Source organism: Pseudoxanthomonas sp. PXM03, from assembly GCF_014852005.1.
Lineage (GTDB): Bacteria > Pseudomonadota > Gammaproteobacteria > Xanthomonadales > Xanthomonadaceae > Pseudoxanthomonas_A.
Genome location: NZ_JACVAU010000001.1, coordinates 1477515 through 1496367 on the forward strand (window position 1 = coordinate 1477515; position 18853 = coordinate 1496367).

General features: G+C 67.3%; 16 protein-coding genes and 1 tRNA gene. 9 read left to right on the plus strand and 8 right to left on the minus strand.

Annotated elements, in window-relative coordinates:
- Positions 1 to 110 precede the first annotated feature (110 nt).
- From murB to IB223_RS06935, 5 genes are all read right to left on the minus strand, one after another.
- Positions 111 to 1151: a UDP-N-acetylmuramate dehydrogenase gene (murB, locus tag IB223_RS06915; RefSeq protein WP_192200865.1), complete on the minus strand. Its 1041-nt coding sequence runs from the start codon at positions 1149 to 1151 to the stop codon at positions 111 to 113.
- The gene (locus IB223_RS06920; RefSeq protein ID WP_192200866.1) at positions 1148 to 2203 is read right to left on the minus strand and encodes a quinone-dependent dihydroorotate dehydrogenase; all 1056 of its coding nucleotides are present in this window, start codon (positions 2201 to 2203) and stop codon (positions 1148 to 1150) included. Before IB223_RS06920 ends, murB begins: the two co-directional genes overlap by 4 nt.
- A gap of 14 nt (positions 2204 to 2217) precedes the next feature.
- Entirely contained in the window at positions 2218 to 2496 is a 279-nt protein-coding gene (locus tag IB223_RS06925; protein WP_192200867.1) for a DUF4190 domain-containing protein, read from the minus strand.
- A 308-nt stretch (positions 2497 to 2804) separates the two neighbouring features.
- The gene (locus IB223_RS06930; protein ID WP_192200868.1) at positions 2805 to 4337 is read right to left on the minus strand and encodes an aldehyde dehydrogenase family protein; all 1533 of its coding nucleotides are present in this window, start codon (positions 4335 to 4337) and stop codon (positions 2805 to 2807) included.
- A gap of 257 nt (positions 4338 to 4594) precedes the next feature.
- Positions 4595 to 4671 (minus strand) — tRNA-Arg (locus IB223_RS06935).
- A gap of 519 nt (positions 4672 to 5190) precedes the next feature.
- Between IB223_RS06935 and thrA the strand changes: the two genes are divergently transcribed.
- From thrA to IB223_RS06960, 5 genes are all read left to right on the plus strand, one after another.
- A complete protein-coding gene (thrA, locus tag IB223_RS06940; RefSeq protein WP_192200869.1) occupies positions 5191 to 7683 on the plus strand; it encodes a bifunctional aspartate kinase/homoserine dehydrogenase I in 2493 nt (830 codons plus the stop codon).
- A gap of 37 nt (positions 7684 to 7720) precedes the next feature.
- Positions 7721 to 8650, plus strand: a complete 930-nt coding sequence (locus IB223_RS06945; protein ID WP_192200870.1) for a homoserine kinase — start codon at positions 7721 to 7723, stop codon at positions 8648 to 8650.
- Positions 8651 to 8711: 61 nt separating this feature from the next.
- The gene (thrC, locus tag IB223_RS06950; protein WP_192201281.1) at positions 8712 to 10001 is read left to right on the plus strand and encodes a threonine synthase; all 1290 of its coding nucleotides are present in this window, start codon (positions 8712 to 8714) and stop codon (positions 9999 to 10001) included.
- 199 nt (positions 10002 to 10200) lie between these two features.
- Positions 10201 to 11241 carry a L,D-transpeptidase gene (locus IB223_RS06955; protein ID WP_192200871.1) on the plus strand — a complete coding sequence of 347 codons (1041 nt, stop codon included), beginning with the start codon at positions 10201 to 10203 and terminating at the stop codon, positions 11239 to 11241.
- Positions 11242 to 11296: 55 nt separating this feature from the next.
- The gene (locus IB223_RS06960) at positions 11297 to 12034 is read left to right on the plus strand and encodes a murein L,D-transpeptidase catalytic domain family protein (protein WP_192200872.1); all 738 of its coding nucleotides are present in this window, start codon (positions 11297 to 11299) and stop codon (positions 12032 to 12034) included.
- A 6-nt stretch (positions 12035 to 12040) separates the two neighbouring features.
- Here the strand turns inward: IB223_RS06960 and IB223_RS06965 are convergent, their stop codons facing one another.
- Positions 12041 to 12901, minus strand: coding sequence for an MBL fold metallo-hydrolase (locus IB223_RS06965; RefSeq protein WP_192200873.1), 861 nt, complete (start codon positions 12899 to 12901; stop codon positions 12041 to 12043).
- Between the two features lie 75 nt (positions 12902 to 12976).
- On the opposite strand from IB223_RS06965, the gene IB223_RS06970 reads away from it, so the two are divergent.
- The 4 genes from IB223_RS06970 to IB223_RS06985 all read left to right on the plus strand — a co-directional run bounded on the left by IB223_RS06970 (position 12977) and on the right by IB223_RS06985 (position 15568).
- On the plus strand, positions 12977 to 13288 hold the full coding sequence (locus IB223_RS06970) for a metalloregulator ArsR/SmtB family transcription factor (RefSeq protein WP_192200874.1): 312 nt from the start codon (positions 12977 to 12979) through the stop codon (positions 13286 to 13288).
- A 10-nt stretch (positions 13289 to 13298) separates the two neighbouring features.
- Positions 13299 to 13820: a rhodanese family protein gene (locus IB223_RS06975; RefSeq protein WP_192200875.1), complete on the plus strand. Its 522-nt coding sequence runs from the start codon at positions 13299 to 13301 to the stop codon at positions 13818 to 13820.
- A 40-nt stretch (positions 13821 to 13860) separates the two neighbouring features.
- Positions 13861 to 14343 (plus strand): OsmC family protein, encoded by a 483-nt coding sequence (locus IB223_RS06980; protein WP_192200876.1) that lies wholly within the window; start codon positions 13861 to 13863, stop codon positions 14341 to 14343.
- 187 nt (positions 14344 to 14530) lie between these two features.
- Positions 14531 to 15568 (plus strand): LacI family DNA-binding transcriptional regulator, encoded by a 1038-nt coding sequence (locus IB223_RS06985; RefSeq protein ID WP_343227150.1) that lies wholly within the window; start codon positions 14531 to 14533, stop codon positions 15566 to 15568.
- Between the two features lie 171 nt (positions 15569 to 15739).
- Here the strand turns inward: IB223_RS06985 and IB223_RS06990 are convergent, their stop codons facing one another.
- Together IB223_RS06990 and IB223_RS06995 are read right to left on the minus strand one after the other, a co-directional pair.
- Complete coding sequence (locus IB223_RS06990; RefSeq protein WP_192200877.1) at positions 15740 to 17416, minus strand: alpha-amylase family glycosyl hydrolase; 1677 nt, start codon at positions 17414 to 17416, stop codon at positions 15740 to 15742.
- Entirely contained in the window at positions 17416 to 18801 is a 1386-nt protein-coding gene (locus tag IB223_RS06995; protein WP_192200878.1) for an MFS transporter, read from the minus strand. Before IB223_RS06995 ends, IB223_RS06990 begins: the two co-directional genes overlap by 1 nt.
- Between the last annotated feature and the right edge of the window lie 52 nt (positions 18802 to 18853).

Consider the following 18853-nt stretch of genomic DNA (forward strand, 5'->3'; position numbering starts at 1 on the left):
TCCGTCGCGCGAGCTGGAGGAGACGGGCTCCGGTCGGCCCCCACCCTGGCCCTCCCGCGTGAACGGGGGAGGGGGCAGTACCCGGGCCGTTGATGCGCGTCATCCCGGGACTACCAGGTGGCCCCGATGAGCTTCGGTTCCGGCTCGATGGCCACGCCGAAGCGCGCCTGCACCGATGCGGCGATCTTCCTTGCCAGCGCCAGCAACTGCGCACCGGTCGCCGCGCCATGGTTGACCAGCACCAGTGCGTGCGCGGCGGACACGCCGGCATCGCCATCGCGGTGTCCCTTCCAGCCACAGGCTTCGATCATCCAGGCCGCCGACAGCTTGCGGTTGTGCAAGGCATCGCCACGGAACACGGGCAGGGTGGGGTAGTCGACCAGCAGCGCTTCCGCCCGTGCCTGCGACACGATGGGGTTCTTGAAGAAGCTGCCGGCATTGCCGACCACGGCCGGATCGGGCAGCTTGCGCTGGCGGATGCGGATGACGGCTTCCCCCACATCGCGTGCGCTCGGTGCGGCGATGCCCATCGCGCCGAGTTCCTCACGGATGCCGGCGTAGTCCAGGCGCAGGGACGGCGCGCGCGGCAGCAGGAATTCGACCGCCGTCACCAGGTAGCGATCAGGCGCGTGCTTGAACACGCTGTCGCGGTAGGCAAAGGCGCAGGCTTCGCGGTCCAGCTGCACGCGCACGCCATGGTGGCGATCGAAGGCCTCGACGATATTGATGAACTCGCCGACTTCGGTGCCGTAGGCGCCGATGTTCTGGATGGGCGACGCGCCCGCGGTGCCCGGGATCAGCGCCAGGTTCTCCAGCCCGCACAGGCCCTGTTCCAGCGTCCACATCACCAGCGGATGCCACGGTACCCCGGCGTCGGCGCGCACGCGTGCGCGCTCGCCATCGTCGGACACGATGCCGGTCGAACGGGTGGCGAGGCTGATCACCGCGCCCGGTGCATCGCCTGCGAACAACAGGTTGCTGCCGCCACCGATCACCAGCGTTTCCGCATCGGTGACCTGCGGCAGGGCAAGCACTTCCTCCAGCGCGGCGACATCGTCCACCTCCACCAGCCACGGCGCGGTGGCGGGCACGCCGAAGGTGTTGCGGTCGCGCAATGCCGCGTTCGCGGTGAGGCGATAACCGGGGGTCATTCCGGGGCTACCGGACCACGGCTGGGTGCTTCGCGGCGGCGGCGGATCGCTTCCACGCACTCACGGACCAGCTCCGGTCCGCGATAGACCAGGCCCGTATAGCATTGCACCAGCGAGGCGCCTGCCGACATCTTCGCCACCGCATCGGCACCGGACAGGATGCCGCCCACGCCGATCAGCGGAATGCTGTGCGGCAACCGCGTGCGCAGGCGGCGCAGGACCAGCGTGGCCTGGCCCATCAGCGGTGCGCCGGACAGGCCGCCGGTTTCCCGGGCATGCGGGTGGTCCTGCACGCTCAAGCGGGAGACCGTGGTGTTGGTGGCGATGACGCCGTCCACCTGCATGTCGCCCAGCACGCGCGCGACCGCGTCGATGTCGCTGTCGGAGAGGTCCGGCGCGATCTTCACCAGCATCGGCACGCGCTTGCCGTGCTGGGCGGCAAGGTCCTCCTGCGCCTCGCGCAGGGTGCCGATGAGCTGGCGCAGCGTCTGCTCTTCCTGCAGTTCGCGCAGGCCGGCGGTATTGGGTGAGGAGATGTTGACGGTGATGTAGTCCGCCAGCGGATAGACGCGTTCCAGGCAGTAGAGATAGTCCGACGCCGCACGCTCGTTGGACGTGTCCTTGTTCTTGCCGATGTTGATGCCCAGCAGGCCCCGGTCGCGGCGCGCGGCTTCGACATTGCGCACCAGTGCGTCCACGCCTTCGTTGTTGAAGCCCAGGCGGTTGATCACGGCCTGGTGCTGCGGCAGGCGGAACATGCGGGGCTTCGGATTGCCGGGTTGCGGTTTGGGGGTGACCGTGCCGATCTCGACGAAACCGAAGCCCAGTGCGAACAGGGCATCGATGTACGCGCCGTTCTTGTCCATGCCCGCGGCCAGGCCGACGGGGTTGGGAAACGTCAGGCCCATCACCTTGGTGGGCATCGGCGTGATCGGGCGCGCCACCAGCGGCGTGGTGCCGGTGCGGTAGGCCAGGTCCAGTGCCTTCAGGCCCATGCCGTGGGCGGTTTCGGCATCAAGGCCGAAGAGGAAAGGTCGGGCGAGGGAATACATGGAGGCGGGCGGGCTCAGTTCAGCGTCGCCAGCCAGGCCAGGCCGCCCAGGAACAGGAAGAGCACCGCGATGCCGACGATCCACATCAGTGCCGACACCCAGCCCAGCACCAGGCCGCCGATCGCCAGGCCGTCACCCTCCAGCGTACTCGCGCTGCGACGGATCTCCGCACGCGCCATGTGACCGGTGATGATGGCCACGATCGTGCCGATGACGGGCAACAGGGTCCAGCCCAGGATGCCGGAGACGAGGCTGGCGATGGCGAGGCTGCTGGTGGTGCGGGCTTGGTTCATCAGGATCTCCGTGCAGGGGTCAGGGAGGTGCGATGGCGCAGGATCGGGCGCACAAAAAAATCGCGCCACCCGATGGAGTGGCGCGATTATCCCAGATGCTGGCCCGTTCAGGGCATGCCAGCCTGGCTCGGGCTTGGGAAAGCCTGGACAATTCCATCAAGACAGGCGCTGTGCCTTCACGGCCGTTCGTGGTGGGCTTGTCGAACCACGCTTCTCACGGCGAAGCAGCACTGTCCTGATCTGTCGACCCACCGCAAAGCGTGGGTCGACAGGTTCACCACGAACGGAGCCGGTTATTCAGGCATTCCTTACAGATCGAACTTGATGCCCTGCGCCAGCGGCAGCGAGTCGGAGTAGTTGATGGTGTTGGTCTGGCGGCGCATGTAGACCTTCCATGCATCCGAACCGGACTCGCGCCCGCCACCGGTTTCCTTCTCGCCACCGAACGCGCCGCCGATCTCCGCGCCGCTGGTGCCGATGTTGACGTTGGCGATGCCGCAGTCGCTGCCGGCCGCCGACAGGAACTGCTCCGCCGCCTTCAGGTTCTGCGTGAAGATCGACGACGACAGGCCCTGCGGCACGGCGTTCTGCATGTCGATGGCTTCGTCCAGCGTCTTGTACTTCATCACGTACAGGATCGGGGCGAAGGTCTCGTGCTGCACGACTTCATCGGCATTCTTCAGGCCGGTGACGATGGCCGGCAACACGAAGTTGCCCGGGCGGTCGATGGCGGTGCCGCCGGTCTCGACGGTGCCGCCGCTGGCCTTGGCCTTCTCGATGGAGGCCAGGAACTGCTGCACGGCGGCCTGGCTGTTCAACGGGCCCATCAGGTTGGCCGGGTCCAGCGGATCGCCGATCTTGCCTTCCACCTGCTTGTACGCCTTGATCAGCGTGGCCAGCACGGTGTCGTAGATGGATTCGTGCACGATCAGACGGCGCGTGGTGGTGCAGCGCTGGCCGGCGGTGCCGACGGCGCCGAACACGATGCCCGGCACGGCCAGCTTCAGGTCGGCGGTTTCGTCCAGGATGATGGCGTTGTTGCCGCCCAGTTCCAGCAGGCTGCGGCCCATTCGGCGTGCGACGCGCTCGCCAACGGTGCGGCCGACCTGGGTGGAGCCGGTGAAGCTGATCAGCGGAATGCGCTTGTCGTCGACGAACTGCTGCGCCAGCTCGACGCCGGCATCGTTGATCAGGAAGAAGATGTCCGGGAAGCCGCCGGCCTTCAGCGCGTCGTTGCAGATCTTCATGCTGGCGATCGCGGTGAGCGGCGTCTTGTTGGACGGCTTCCAGATGCAGATGTCACCGCAGATGGCGGCCAGGAACGAATTCCACGCCCACACCGCGACCGGGAAGTTGAACGCGCTGATGATGCCGACCAGGCCCAGCGGCTGGTACTGCTCGTACATGCGGTGGCCCGGGCGCTCGGAGTGCATGGTGTAGCCGTACAGCATGCGGCTCTGGCCCACGGCGAAGTCGGCGATGTCGATCATCTCCTGCACTTCACCATCGCCCTCGGGCTTGCTCTTGCCCATTTCCAGCGCGACCAGCGACCCCAGCGCATCCTTGTGCTTGCGCAGCGCATCACCGCACAGGCGAACGGCTTCGCCGCGGCGCGGCGCGGGGGTGGTGCGCCACACCTTGAAGGCGGCCTGGGCACGTTCGACGATCTTCTCGTAATCGGCCTGGCTGCTGGCGTGGACTTCGGCGATCACTTCGTTGGTGGTCGGGTTGATCGACTGCAGCAGGCCGGCATCGGTGGTCGTGGACCATTCGCCGCTGCCGAGGTAGGTACCCGAGTTGGTGTTGGCGAGGCCAAGGGCCTTGAGAAGGTCAGCAGGCATGGAAGCTCCAGGGGATCGAATGCGGAGGACGCCAGCGGAAACCGCAGCGTCGCAGGGGGCACGATTCTATCAGAGCGACGTGTGTCGGCCTCGCGTAACTCCGTGTTTTTCCAGAGGTTCTTGCGCAACAACCGCTTGCGTGCGCGGGCGTTGATCCGCTGCCGGGGTTTGTTCGGTTCGCCGACTCCGGATGATGGCATTCGGCGATTCGCCGAACGGGCGGGAGTGAGGCTGAAGCGGCGGCGTGCGATGGAAGATGGTGACCCCGGCGCGATTCGAACGCACGACCTGTCCCTTAGGAGGGGACCGCTCTATCCAGCTGAGCTACGGGGCCATCGGCGGCGATTCTCGCACGAACGGATGACGGGTTGAACGCGCGCGCCGGCCGCGCGACCGCGCTGCGATGGCGCGCGGGCCGCACGCGAATCCGGCATGCAATGCAGATCGGCCGGGTCGCATGCATGCCCATCGCGCGACATGGCGCATGCATGCGCGGATGCGCTGCGTGCAGCGGAAGACGTAGCGGGGCGCATTGGTTTCAGTTGCATCCAACTGAAATCATTGGCTTTGTTGCGACGCAGCGCTTGACAGCCCCCCGGGGTGCCGTGCTTTTCTTCCGGCATGCGCTTCCATGCACTCCACGCGACGAATCCGACACCGGCCACGCAGCCGGCGCCGTCGCGTGCCTGTGCCGGGCGTACCGGCATTACCACCACCATTACCACCCTGACTCGTCGGGTGCGGTTGGTTGTGTTCGCGTAATTCGCAGACCACGGCCCCGCACCCGGATCAGGATGCAGGGCAACCCCGATTCCTGATGCGTGCCGGGCCTCCTACCCGAGGTTCCTGACCCATGTCGTCCCGCACCGCCGAAGTCGAACAATCCAAACCGCGCGTCGTCGTCCACAAGTTCGGCGGCACGTCCGTTGCCGATGCCGAACGTTACCGCCACGTGGCGCAACTGCTGCTGGCGCGCGAAGAAGACCTCCAGATCACCGTGGTCTCGGCGATGAAGGGCGTGACCGACGCGTTGATCGAACTTTGCGAACTGGCTGCCACCAATCGTCCGGAATGGCGCGAGAGCTGGCATGCGCTGCGGGCCCGTCATCGTGGCGCGGCGGTGGCGCTGCTGGGCGAGGCGGCGGGGCCGGTGATCGAGTGGGTGGACGAACGCTTCCAGAAGCTGGAGGAGATCCTCAACGCGCTGATCGTCATCGGTGGTCTGCCGGAGCAGGTGCTGCAACGCGTGCAGGGCCTGGGAGAGGTCTGCTCGGCGCGACTGCTGGGTGAATACCTGACTTTGCAGGGCGAGGAATGCGCTGTGCTGGATGCGCGCGAGGTGCTGCGGGTCGATCACGGCGAGCTCGGAGTGGTGGTCGACTGGGAGGCCAGCGCGCAACGGCTGGCGGCCTGGCGCGCAGCGCACCCGCAGCGCCGCGTGGTGGCCACCGGCTTCGTGGCGCGCGATCGCGAGGGCCGCTTCACGACGTTGGGGCGCAACGGCAGCGATTACTCCGGGGCGATCTTCGCCGCACTGTACGACGCGGACGAGTTGCACATCTGGACCGATGTCGACGGCGTGCTGTCCGCCGACCCGCGGTTGGTGCCGGAAGCGGTGCAGCTGGGCGCGCTGAGCTACGACGAAGCCTGCGAGCTGGCCTATTTCGGTGCCAAGGTCGTGCATCCGCAGACCATGTCGCCGGCGATGGAGCGCGGATTGCCGATCATCATCCGCAACACGTTCCATCCTGAGCATCCGGGCACGCGCATCACCGCGGAACGCGATGCCGTGGGTCCGGTGAAGGGATTGACGCTTGCCGCCGACCTGGCCCTGCTGAACCTGGAAGGCACCGGCCTGATCGGCGTGCCCGGCACGGCGGAGCGCGTGTTTGCGGCGTTGCGTAACGCGCACGTGTCGGTGGTGATGATCTCGCAGGGCTCGTCGGAGCATTCGATCTGCTGCGTGGTCAAGGCCAGCGAGGCGGGCAAGGGCCAGGCGGCATTGCTGGACGCATTCGCGCATGAACTCGACACCCGCCAGATCCAGCGTGTGCAGCGCCGCGACGGTGTCAGCGTGCTGGCCGCCGTCGGTGACGGCATGGCCGGCACGCCCGGCGTGTCGGCGCGCCTGTTCGGCGCGCTGGGCCGCGCCCAGGTGAACATCCTGGCGATCGCGCAGGGCTCGTCCGAACGCAACATCTCGGTCGCCATCGACAGTGCGGACGCCACCAAGGCGCTGCGTGCCGCGCACGCGGGTTTCTGGCTGTCGCCGCAGACGTTCGCCGTGGGCGTGATCGGGCCGGGCAACGTGGGCGCCACGCTGATCGAGCAACTGCGCGCCGCACAGCCGCAACTGCTGGGCAAGGCCAACCTCGACCTGCGCCTGCGCGCCATCGCCTCCAGCAAGCGCATGCTGCTGGACGAGCGCAGCATCGGCGCCGACTGGCGCGCACGCTTCGAAGCAAGCCCGCAACCGGCCGACCTGGATCGCTTCACCCAGCACCTGCTCTCGGCGCACATGCCGCATGCGGTGATCGTGGATTGCAGTGCCAGCCCGTTGGTCGCGGACCGGTATGCCGAGTGGCTGGCGGCCGGCATCCACGTGGTCACGCCGAACAAGCAGGCTGGCGCCGGCCCGCTGCCGCGCTATCACGCGATCCGCGAGGCGGCGTCCGCCAGCGGCGCACGTTTCCGCTACGAGGCCACGGTGGGCGCCGGCCTGCCGGTGATCTCCACCCTGCGCGACCTGCTGGACACCGGCGACGCGGTGGTGTCGGTGGAGGGCATCTTCTCCGGCACCCTGGCCTGGCTGTTCAACAAGTACGACGGCAGCGTGCCGTTCTCGCAACTGGTCACGGAAGCGCGTGGCCTGGGCTATACCGAACCCGATCCGCGCGATGACCTGTCCGGCACCGACGTGGCGCGCAAGCTGGTGATCCTGGCGCGTGAAGCGGGGCGCGAGCTGGCGCTGGAAGACGTGCAGGTGGAAAGCCTGGTGCCGGCATCGCTGCGGCAGGCCAGCGTCGATGACTTCATGGCACGGCTGGGCGAAGTGGATGCCGGTTTCGACGCTCAACTCGCGAAGGCGCGGGCCGCGGGCAACGTGCTGCGCTACGTGGCCAAACTGGATGCCGAAGGCCGTGCCAGCGTGGGCCTGGTGGAACTGCCTGCTGCGCATGCGTTCGGCAATCTGCGCCTGACCGACAACATCGTGCAGTTCACCACGCGCCGTTACTGCGACAATCCGCTGATCGTGCAGGGCCCGGGCGCAGGTCCGGAAGTGACGGCGGCCGGCGTGTTCGCCGACGTGTTGCGGGTGGCGGCCGGGCAGGGGGCGAAGCTGTGATGCCGGATTCGAGGATGCAAGCAGGAGAGCCGAGGGCATGAGGGAGCAGGCAAGTGCGTTTTCGCCGGCGTCGGTGGGCAACGTGGGCGTCGGATTCGACATCCTCGGTCACGTGATCGAGGGGGTCGGCGATACGGTGGGCGTGCGCCGCATCGATGTGCCGGAGGTGCGTATCGCCGCCATCCGCGGCGCCACGGTGGACCTGCCGCTGGATGCGCCGGGCAATACCGCAGGCGCGGCGCTCATCTCGCTGCGCGAGGCGCTGGCGCTGCCGTTCGGCTTCGAGGTGGAGATCGAGAAGGGCATTCCGCTTGGCTCGGGCATGGGCGGGTCTGCAGCCTCCTGCGTCGCGGCACTGGTGGCAGCCAATGCCCTGCTGGAAACGCCGCTGAGCCGGGAGCAGCTGTATCCGCATGCGCTGGTAGGCGAGGCGGTGGCCAGCGGCGGCAAGCACGGCGACAACCTCGGTCCGATGCTGCTGGGCGGCCTGGTGCTGTCGACATCCGAACACCTGGTACGCGTTCCCGTGCCGGAGCATTGGCACAGTGTGCTGGTGCATCCGGACGCCATCCTGGAAACCCGGCGCGCGCGCGCTGCCCTGCAGGGAAGCTACGAACTGAAGGACTTCGTGGCGCAGAGCGCGAACCTGGCGCTGGTGCTCGCGGGTTGCCATGCAGGCGATGCAGCGCTCGTGCGTGCAGGGTTGCGCGACGTGCTGGTCGAACCCCGCCGTGCACCGCTGATCGTCGGCTTCGATGCGGCGAAAAGCGCCGCGCTGGAAGCCGGTGCGATGGGCGCCAGCATTTCAGGCGCCGGTCCCAGCGTGTTCGCGTGGTTCGAGTCGCGCGGCGAGGCGGAAGCGGCAGTGCCTCTCGTGCAGGCCGCGTTCGCGGCGGCCGGCTTCGACAGCCAGGCCTGGGTGTCGCCGATCAACGCGACCGGTGCCGAACTGCTGTCCGTGCACTGAGCCTTCCCCATTTCTGGTCGAGGCGCCTGTCATGGCGGCTCCCCTACAGGTCACCTTCCAGATGAACTTTGTTTCCACTCGACACGCCGCGCCCGTTGCCACGCTCAGCCAGGCCATCGCCGCCGGGTTGGCGCCCGATGGCGGGCTGTACGTGCCAGAAGCCCTGCCGCCACCCCGCGACCTGTCGCCGGGAAGCGATGTCGCGGATACGGCTACCGCCCTGCTCGCGCCCTTCTTCCAAGGAGATGCGCTGGCCGCTGAATTGCCGGCGATCTGCGGGGAGGCATTCGATTTCCCCGCGCCACTGGTCTCGCTCGGGACGCGGGACGATTACGTGCTGGAGCTGTTCCACGGACCCACGGCGGCGTTCAAGGATTTCGGTGCACGCTTCCTTGCCGCCGCGATGGCACGCCTGCGCCGGCATGAAGCCAAGCCGCTGACCATCCTGGTGGCCACCTCGGGCGATACCGGCGCGGCCGTGGCCGCTGCCTTCCATCGCCAGCCCGGGTTGCGCGTGGTGGTGCTGTATCCCGACGGTCGGGTGTCGCCACGGCAGGCGCACCAGTTGGGATGCTTCGGCGACAACATCACGGCGCTGCGGGTGGCCGGTTCGTTCGACGACTGCCAGGCCCTGGTGAAGCGCGCCCTCAGCGATGCCGACCTGCAGGCGCAAGCGCCGCTCAGTTCCGCCAACAGCATCAGCCTGGGGCGCCTGCTGCCGCAGATGAGCTACTACGCGCATGCGGCGTTGACGCATCGTGCGGCGACCGGGCGGGTACTGAACCTCGTGATTCCCACCGGCAACCTGGGCAATGCCCTGGCCGCGATCCTGGCGCGTGCGCTGGGCGTGCCGCTGGGGCGCATTGCATTGGCGACCAACGCCAATCGCGTGCTGCCGGATTTCTTCGGCGGCGGCGACTACGCGCCGGCCTCGAGCGTTGCGACCCTGGCCAATGCGATGGACGTGGGCGCGCCCAGCAATTTCGAGCGGTTGCGCTGGCTGTTCGGCGACGACGATGCTGCATTGCGCGCCGCCTTCACGGCGGCCCATGTCGACGACGCCACCATCCGCGAAGTGATCGCGCGGCGCTACCGCGACCACGGTGAGGTGCATTGCCCGCACACCGCCACGGCGATCAAGGTGCTGGAAGACCTGCGTGCGCAGGGCGAGCAAGGCGACTGGGCGGTGGCGGCCACGGCGCATCCGGCCAAGTTCGAGAGCGTGGTGGAGCCGCTGATCGGCCGCGAGATCGAGGTGCCGCCCGCGCTGGCGGACCTGCTAGCGCGTCCTGCACAGGCAGCCCCGATTCCCGCCGAATACGACGCCTTGCGCGAGCGCCTGCTGGCATAACCCGGCTGCAGAACGCCTTGTAGGAGCGACGTCAGTCGCGACCGCACGGCCTGATGGAGTGATCTTTCTCGTGGGTGGGGGAAACGATGTGGACAAGGCTTCCGAACGGTCACGGGCGCACGGTCTGCGACTGACGTCGCTCCTACAGGATGGCGTCGCGATCCTCGATGCACGATCCACCTGCGATAAGCTCGCGCCCATGAAATGCACCCTTTCGTCCTCCCTCCTGCTGGCCGCGTTGCTGGCTGGCGCCGCCCCATTCGCCGCCCACGCGCAATCCGCCGTCTCGCCGCCCGATGTCCGCGCGCTGAAGCCGGGCGAGTTCCTCTGGTATCCGCAGATCGCGCCCGAGGGCCCCGTGGTGCTGGTGGTCAGCCTGGACGAACAGCGTGCCTACGTGTATCGCAACGGCATCGCGATCGGGGTGTCGACGATCAGTTCGGGCAAGGCGGGCAAGGACACGCCGACCGGCGTGTTCACCATCCTGCAGAAGAACAAGGACCACCGTTCCAACCTCTACAACAACGCACCGATGCCGTACATGCAGCGGCTGACGTGGGACGGCATCGCGCTGCACGGAGGCCATCTGCCCGGCTATCCCGCTTCGCATGGGTGCGTGCGCTTGCCGCAGGCCTTCGCCGAGAAGCTGTTCGGCATCACGCACTTCGGCGACTCGGTGGTGGTGGCGAACGCGAAGGCATCACCGGCCAGCGTGGTGCACCCGGCGGTGCTTGCACCGGTCACCTCGGGTGGCGAGGCGGCGCATCCGGAACTGTCGGACTACGAGGTCTACTGGAACGAAGCGGCATCGCCGGAAGGCCCTGTCAGCATCCTGGTCAGCCTGCACGACCAGCGCGTGTCCGTGCTGCGCAACGGCGTGCTGATCGGTGCGGCGCCGTTGCAGAAGGTGGCCGATTTCGCCCTCAACGGCGCGGTCCTGCTGGTGATGACCACGGAGAAGGAAGACATTCCCAGCCTGCTGGATCCCCGGCAGAAGGAGTACCGCTGGGTCGCCCACCGCGTGCTGGGCGAAGAAGGTGCGCCGATGCCGCCGCTGCGCTCGTTGGGCGATGCGTTCTGGATTCCCCAGGCTTTCGCACGCCGGCTGTACGGCATCCTGACACCGGGCACGACGGTGTTGCTGTCGGACCTGCCGGGCGTGCGCGCAACGCCAGCCGAACAGGGGACGGTGCCGGTCTTGGAATCCGATGAAGCCGGCCCCACACCGGTCGTACGCTGAGCCTTGCGGACGGAATCGGGATGCCGGCGTTTTCTTCCCCCGCCGGATGTCCGTCATGACCCCGTTCCGTCGCCTTCTGTCCTGCTGCATTGTCGTACCGGGTCTCTCGCTGGCGGGCACAGCCACCGCCGGGCCACCGTCGCCGGGGTCTGCCGAACACCTGGTCGACGCGCTGCACCGCGCCGCACCGGCGCTCGACCGGAAGGTGCTCTCGATGGCAGCCCGGGCGATGACGTGTTCGATCCGGCGCGGTGAACCTGTCCCCGCGCACCGGCTCAGCGTGATCGACTATTCGCGTCCTTCCACCCAGCCGCGCATGTGGGTGTTCGATCTCGAGCGCCAGCGCCTGCTGTTCGAAGAGTGGGTGGCGCATGGGCGCAATACCGGCGAGAACCTGGCCACCCGGTTCTCCAACGCGAACGGCAGCTACATGTCGAGCCTCGGCTCGTTCGTCACCCAGGAGTCCTACAGCGGTGCCAACGGCTACTCGCTGCGGCTGCAGGGGCTGGAGCCCGGTTTCAACGACAACGCGCGCGAACGCGCCATCGTCATCCATGGCGCACCCTATGTCAGCGATGCCCTGATCCGCACACAGGGGCGCCTGGGACGCAGCCTCGGCTGTCCGGCCGTGCGTGCGGCAGTGGCGCGGCCGCTGATCGACAGCATCCGCGGCGGCTCGTTCGTGTTCGCGTACTACCCCGATCCCGCCTGGCTGAAGCAGTCGCGCCTGCTGGGCGCGGACTGCGGCCAGGGCGTGGCCGCGCATCCCGCGCCGTCGGGCGCGGGCGGCTGACGCGCCTCAGATATCCAGCGGGATCTTCAGGTAACGCCGCCCGCTGGCTTCGGGCTCGGGCAATTGTCCGGCCCGGATGTTGACCTGCAGCGATGGCAGCAGCAACACAGGCGCCGCCAGCGTTGCGTCGCGCGCTTCGCGCATCTTCACGTAATCCTCTTCGGTCACGCCCCCGCCAATGTGCACGTTGCGTGCCTTCTCGTCGGCGACGGTGGTTTCCCACGCGTAGTGGTCGCGACCCGGTGCCTTGTAGTCGTGGCACAGGAACAGGCGCGTGTCGTCCGGCAGCGACAGCAGTGCGTGGATCGAACGGTACAGGGTGCGGGCATCGCCGCCGGGAAAGTCGGCGCGCGCGGTGCCGTAGTCGGGCATGAACAGCGTGTCACCGACAAACACCGCGTCGCCGATCCGATAGGACACGCAGGCCGGCGTATGGCCTGGGGTATGCATGACGCGGACCTCCAGCCCGCCGAGCGCGAACGTCTCGCCATCGCGGAACAGCCGGTCGAATTCCCGTCCATCGCCGCTGACGTCGGCCAGCCCGAACACGGGTGCGAATGTGCGCTGCACATCGCGGATGTGTTCGCCGATGCCGATCGGTGCCCCGGTCTTCTCTTTCAGCCAGGGCGCCGCACTGAGGTGGTCGGCGTGCGCGTGCGTTTCCAGGATCCACGCAACCGTCAATCCCTGTTCCGCAACAAAGGCGAGCAGGGCGTCGGCGGAACGGTGCGAGGCGTGGCCCGAACGGTGGTCGTAGTCCAGCACCGGGTCGATGATGGCCGCCTGCCGGGTGGCGGGGTCCCACACCACGTAGCTGATGGTGTTGGTGGCTTCATCGAACTGGGCGTGCGTGACGGGAATCTGCATGTGTCCTCCCGGGAGGGGTTGTTTTTTAATTTAGACTAGACTAAATTAAGAAAACACTAAAGTAAAGCGTGCCCGATGCCTTTCAGACAACGTGAACTGGACCAGATGCGTGCCAGCGCCGCAGAAGCCGCCGCGCTGATGCGTGCGCTGGGCCACGACGGCCGTTTGCTGGTCCTGTGCACGCTGGTCGCGCGGGGCGAGTGCAGTGCGGGCGCGCTGGCGCAGGAGGTCGGGCTCAGCCCGTCGGCGCTTTCGCAACACCTGGCGCGGCTGCGCGACGACCGGCTGGTGGACAGCCGGCGCGAAGCGCAGACGGTGTACTACCGCATCGCCGATCCGCGCCTGGTGCGCCTGATCACGGTGCTGAAAGATCTCTACTGTCCCTGAGGGCAACACGATGACGATTCCTTCGATTTCTCCGCAGCAAGCGCATGAGATGCGCGCCATGGGTGCCGTGCTGGTGGATATCCGCAATCCCGACGAACACGCGCGCGAACATATTCCCGGCGCCATCCTCTGGCCGGTCTCGCGCACGGGCATACCCTTGCAGAAGGGCACGGCGGCAGCGGTCGTGTTCCACTGCCGCTCCGGTGCGCGCACACAGGCCAATGCGGCGCAACTCGCGGCGGCCGCCGGAGGCGATGCCTTCCTGCTGGAGGGCGGGCTGGAAGCGTGGAAGCAGGCAGGCTTGCCCGTGCGCGCGGATCGCACCCAGCCGATCGAACTGATGCGCCAGGTGCAGATCGCGGCCGGGGCGCTGGTGCTGGCGGGCGTTCTGCTTTCTGTGTTGGCATCGCCGTACTGGCTGCTGCTGTCCGGATTCGTGGGGGCGGGGCTGGTGTTCGCGGGTGTCAGCGGATTCTGCGGCATGGCACGCGTGCTGGCATGGATGCCCTGGAATCGCCGCGCGACTGCATGATCCGGGCCATCGCCCATTCCCCTTTCCAACGGAGTCTCCCATGAGCGAATCCCAGACGGTCAGCATCACCCTCGAGCAGGAAGACGACTACGCCTTCCGCATCCGCTTCGACGACACCACCATCGCCGAGCTGATGACCGACGAACCCGAGCCGCTGGGCAAGGGCGAGGGGCCGAACCCGACGCGGCTGCTGGTGTCGGCCGTGGCCAACTGCCTGTCGGCCAGCCTCCTGTTCGCGCTGCGCAAGTTCAAGAACACGCCGGGCAAGCTGGTGACCCGCGCCACCGCGGAGCTGGTGCGCAACGAGCAGGGCAGGCTGCGCGTGGGACACATCCATGCCGACATCCGGCTTGCAGAAGCGGGCGCGGCGCATGCGTCGCTGGAGCGCATCCTGGCCCAGTTCGAGAACTTCTGCGTGGTGACCGAAAGCGTGCGTCACGGCATCGATGTGTCCGTCAGCATCACCGACGCCGACGGCGTCCAACTGCATGGCACCGCGCGGGCGGGTCAGGCCAATTCCTGAGCTGTGGGGGAGGCTGCTCTTGTGGGAGCCACATAAGTCGCGATGAGGCGTTACCGCAGGCCTTTCGCGACTCACCTCGCTCCCACAGGGGTGCGGAAAGGCCGGGTAAGCCTCGCGCTCCCGGATCGCCGCCGGCCGTCGGGCGTGGCATGATCCGGTCCTCCGCAGTCCGTATCCGAAGCCGTCCGTGATCGCGCCCATCAAGGGGAAAGCCACATCGCTGGACATCGCCCACCTGGCCGGCGTGTCCCAGCCCACCGTGTCGCGCGCGCTGCGCGGCAGCCCGATGGTCAACGAGGAGACGCGCAAGCGCATCCTGGCCATCGCCGAGCAACTGAACTACAAGGTCGACAAGAACGCCTCCAACCTGCGCCGCCAGCATTCCGGCACGCTGGCGCTGCTGTTCTTCGAAGATCCCACCCCGGATGAGTCGTCCATCAACCCGTTCTTCCTGTCCATGCTGGGCAGCATCACCCGTGCCTGCGCGCTGCGCGGTTACGACCTGCTGATCTCGTTCCAGCAGCTGTCCAACGACTGGCAGGCCGATTACGAAGACAGCAAGAAGGCCGACGGCATCATCCTGCTCGGTTACGGAGACTACCTGGAGTCACGCGGCCGGCTGGAGCGGCTGGTGGAGCAGGGCACCCATTTCGTGCGCTGGGGCGCGGTGCAGCCGGATACGCCGGGTGTGTCGATCGGCTGCGACAACACCCAGGGCGGGCACGACATCACCGCGCACCTCATCGAACAGGGGCGTCGCCGCATCGCTTTCCTCGGACATGCATCGAACCACTATCCGGAGTTCTTCGAGCGCTACCTCGGGCACCGGCAGGCATTGGACGCCGCAGGCGTCGAGACGGACACCGCCCTGCAGGTGGATGCCATCACCACCGAGCAGTCCGGTCATGAAGCCGCCTGCGAACTGCTCGCGCGTGGGGTGCCTTTCGATGCGATCTTCGCGGCCAGCGACCTGATCGCGGCGGGGGCGATGAAGGCCTTGCTCGAGCGCGGCCTGCGGGTGCCGGAGGACGTCGCCGTGGCGGGTTTCGATGACATTCCGCTGGCCAGCTTCGTCAACCCCGGCCTGTCCACGGTGCAGCAGGACACCAAACGCGCCGGCGCCCTGCTGGTGGAAACCCTGCTGGCCCTGATCAACGGAGAACCGGCGGAGAGCCAGACCATCCCGGTCAGGCTGGCGCTGCGCGGGTCGACGGCTGCAAAGTGAGGGCGCCGTTGTAGGAGCGATGTAAGTCGCGACCGCGGCCCACACGCGTCAGGAAATCCCGATAACGCCAGCTTTCGGCACCTGCAGGTTCTCGCGCGATCCTGCGCCGATGCGGACCCAGGGTGGGTGGTCGCGACTTACGTCGCTCCTACAGTACAGAAGGCGCTGACTTCAATCCGCCTTGGGCGCCTTGCGTGCCATCAGCTCGGCCAGGCGCGCGCGCGTATCGGCGCGCGTGATCGGCGCGTCCAGCAGGAACACGCGCACGCCATGCGCCGGCACCTCCACTTGCAGGCGGTTGCGCACGCGTTGGGTCTTGCCGGTGAACGCATCGCGCCAGGTACCGGCCTGCAGGTGGTCGGATACCGACAGCTTCGCCGGTGCATCCGCCTTGTTAAGCAGCACCAGCGCGGTCTGGTTGACGCCTTCGTGCTGCAGTACGCGGTAGAAGATCGCCTGGTCGCCCTTCATGCGCACGTTGAGCTGGAGGCCGCGTTGCAGTGCGGGTGTGTCGCGGCGCAGTTGGGCGATGCGCTTCAGGGGGGCGAAGATCGGGCTCTGCGGCGCAGCGTCGATGCGGTCCTGGCCGAAGTAGTTGCGGTTGCCGGCATGTTCCGCGCGGCCACGCTCGAAGCCGACCTCAGACCCGTAGTAGACAACCGGGATGCCACGCGCGGTGAACAGCCAGTTGTGCGCATCGATGAAGCCGGTGTCGGCGGCGTTCATGCGCGCCATGTCGTGGTTGTCGTAGAAGGTCATCAGGTCGTACGGGTTCGCGTACGGACCGTCTTCCAGGTACAGCGCCTTGCCGATCTCCTCGTAGCTGGTGCCCGGCTTCTCGAAGGTTTCGGCCAGTTTTCCCTTCAGCGGGAAATCCAGCACGCTGTAGCTGCCGTTGCGGGCCCAGGTGTGGCCGGCGATGCTGGCGGCGTCGTAGTTGAAGTTCTCGCCGAACATGAAGAAGCCCGGCTTCTTCGCACGCATGCGGTCGGCGAATTCCTTCCAGAACGCATGCGGCATCCAGGCGATGGTGTCCACGCGGAACGCGGCCGCGCCCTGGTCGATCCACTGCTCGTAGGCGCCGACCAGGTACTCCATCACCGCCGGGTTGTTCTCGTTGAAGTCCGAGAGCTGCGCCAGTCCGCCGCCGGTGTTGTAGAACGCGTGCATCGGCTTGCGGCGCGGGTCCAGCCTGTCGGGGTCGAGGTTCTGGTGATCGGCGACCAGTTTGCCGTTCTTGTCCCAGATCTTGCCGTACTGCGGCTGCATCTTCGGCATCGAATACGCGGGCGAGCCGTGGTTGCCGACGATGTCGAGTACCACGTCGAGCTTCTGCTCCTTCATCGCTTTCGTGAAGCCGGCGAAATCGAGTCCTTCGCTGGGCAGATGCTCGTCCAGCCTGTAGAAGTTGATGCCCCAGTAGCCGTGGTAGCCGGTCTTGCCGCGGTCGGTGAACATGCCGGCCCACTTCACTTCCTCGCCGCCGGTGAAGGCTTCGTCCGGATTGTCGATGATCGGGGTGATCCACACCGAGGTGAAGCCCAGGTCGCGGATGTAGCCGGCGTTGTCGAGCACGCCCTTGAAGTCGCCGCCCAGGTAACCGACGTTGTCGGTCTGGCCTTCGGGCGCACCGGGGGTGGCGCGGTCGAAGGTCGGGTTCTTGCCGCCCTGGTCACGATGGTCGTTCGACGGATCACCGTTGACGAAGCGGTCGGTCAGCACGAAGTACACGGCTTCTTTCGCGAAGGGCTCGGTGGTGCCGTAGAACGCGTCGGCGGCCAGCACGGTGCATGGCGCGGACAGCAGGACCGCCAGTGCGGCAGCGAGGGAACGATGGGTGTACTTCATCAGTGGGCCTGCGAGGAAATGGGGGCGGGGGCGTCCGGCGTTTCGTGCACGCGGGCCAGGGCCAGGGCGGCCAGCAGCAGGCTGACGCCGCTGATGACCAGCGCGAAGATCGCTTCATTGGCGAAGAATGCGCGCAGTGCCGGGCCCAGCAGCGTGGCCGCGACGATCTGCGGGACCACGATGAACATGTTGAAGATGCCCATGTAGATGCCCATCTTCTCCGCCGGTACATGGCTGGACAGCAGCGCGTACGGCATCGACAGGATGCTGGCCCACGCCACGCCCACCAGCGCGAACGAGGCGATCAGCCAGGCCGGGTGCGGCACCCACCACATCGACAGGAAGCCCGCGCCGCCGAGGACCAGCGAGCCTGTATGCACCGCTTTGCGATTGAGCGGGAAGCGGGCGGCATAGAAGCTGAGCAGCAGCGCCACCAGCATCGACGACAGGCCGTAGTAGCCCATGTACGACCCCACGAGGTCGGCAGCATCCTGGAACGCCGCATTGGCCGACTGGAAGGCCGCCGCCTGTGCAGGCACCGCCATGTCGAATGCCGCTGGATCCGGTGCCGGCGCGTTGAAGACATGTTCCGTCAGGCCCGGCGTGGCCATGCTCCACATCGCGAAGAACGCCAGCCAGCTGAAGAACTGCACCATGCCCAGGCGCCGCATCTGCGCCGGCATGTGCGCGACATGCCGGGCGATCTCGCTGGCCACGTTGCCCTGCGCACGCTTGTCGGCGCGGAAGCGCTCCAGATCGTCCGGCGGATACTCGCGCGTGGTCAGGATGGTGACCAGGATGCTGGCCATGAAGACGAAGGCGCCGATCGCGAAGGCGATCTTCACCGACGGCGGCACTACGCCCGGGCCCGCCTCGTTGGACACCCCGAGTTGCGTGATGAACCACGGCAGGTTGCTGGCGACCCACGTGCCGATGCCGATGATCAGGGTCTGCAGCACGAAACCGTAGGAGCGCTGGCTCTCCGGTAGCTTGTCGGCCACGAGCGCACGGAAGGGTTCCATGCTGATGTTGATGCTCGCGTCCAGGACCCACAACAGGCCGGCCGCGATCCACAACGTGGGCGAGTGCGGCATGAAGACCAGCGCGATCGAACTGAGGATCGCGCCCGCGAGGAAGTAGGGGCGCCGCCGTCCCAGTCGGGGATGCCAGGTGCGGTCGCTGAAATAGCCGATGACCGGCTGCACCAGCAGGCCCGTGAGCGGCGCGGCGATCCACAGCAGCGGCAACGCGTCCTTCTCCGCGCCCAGGGTCTGGAAGATCCGCGACATGAAGCCACCCTGCAGCGCGAAACCGAACTGGATGCCGAGGAAGCCGAACGACATGTTCCATATCTGCCAGAAGGACAGGCGGGGCTTGGCGGTCATCGGGGTCCCTGGCAGTGCGATGCGGTCGGAAGTGGGCACGCGTGGTGGCGGG

Bases quoted from the DNA above. Each gene is read 5' to 3' on its own strand.
- murB (WP_192200865.1), bottom strand. From the start codon at position 1,151: ATGACCCCCGGTTATCGCCTCACCGCGAACGCGGCATTGCGCGACCGC.
- IB223_RS06920 (WP_192200866.1), bottom strand. From the start codon at position 2,203: ATGTATTCCCTCGCCCGACCTTTCCTCTTCGGCCTTGATGCCGAAACC.
- IB223_RS06925 (WP_192200867.1), bottom strand. From the start codon at position 2,496: ATGAACCAAGCCCGCACCACCAGCAGCCTCGCCATCGCCAGCCTCGTC.
- IB223_RS06930 (WP_192200868.1), bottom strand. From the start codon at position 4,337: ATGCCTGCTGACCTTCTCAAGGCCCTTGGCCTCGCCAACACCAACTCG.
- thrA (WP_192200869.1), top strand. From the start codon at position 5,191: ATGTCGTCCCGCACCGCCGAAGTCGAACAATCCAAACCGCGCGTCGTC.
- IB223_RS06945 (WP_192200870.1), top strand. From the start codon at position 7,721: ATGAGGGAGCAGGCAAGTGCGTTTTCGCCGGCGTCGGTGGGCAACGTG.
- thrC (WP_192201281.1), top strand. From the start codon at position 8,712: ATGAACTTTGTTTCCACTCGACACGCCGCGCCCGTTGCCACGCTCAGC.
- IB223_RS06955 (WP_192200871.1), top strand. From the start codon at position 10,201: ATGAAATGCACCCTTTCGTCCTCCCTCCTGCTGGCCGCGTTGCTGGCT.
- IB223_RS06960 (WP_192200872.1), top strand. From the start codon at position 11,297: ATGACCCCGTTCCGTCGCCTTCTGTCCTGCTGCATTGTCGTACCGGGT.
- IB223_RS06965 (WP_192200873.1), bottom strand. From the start codon at position 12,901: ATGCAGATTCCCGTCACGCACGCCCAGTTCGATGAAGCCACCAACACC.
- IB223_RS06970 (WP_192200874.1), top strand. From the start codon at position 12,977: ATGCCTTTCAGACAACGTGAACTGGACCAGATGCGTGCCAGCGCCGCA.
- IB223_RS06975 (WP_192200875.1), top strand. From the start codon at position 13,299: ATGACGATTCCTTCGATTTCTCCGCAGCAAGCGCATGAGATGCGCGCC.
- IB223_RS06980 (WP_192200876.1), top strand. From the start codon at position 13,861: ATGAGCGAATCCCAGACGGTCAGCATCACCCTCGAGCAGGAAGACGAC.
- IB223_RS06990 (WP_192200877.1), bottom strand. From the start codon at position 17,416: ATGAAGTACACCCATCGTTCCCTCGCTGCCGCACTGGCGGTCCTGCTG.
- IB223_RS06995 (WP_192200878.1), bottom strand. From the start codon at position 18,801: ATGACCGCCAAGCCCCGCCTGTCCTTCTGGCAGATATGGAACATGTCG.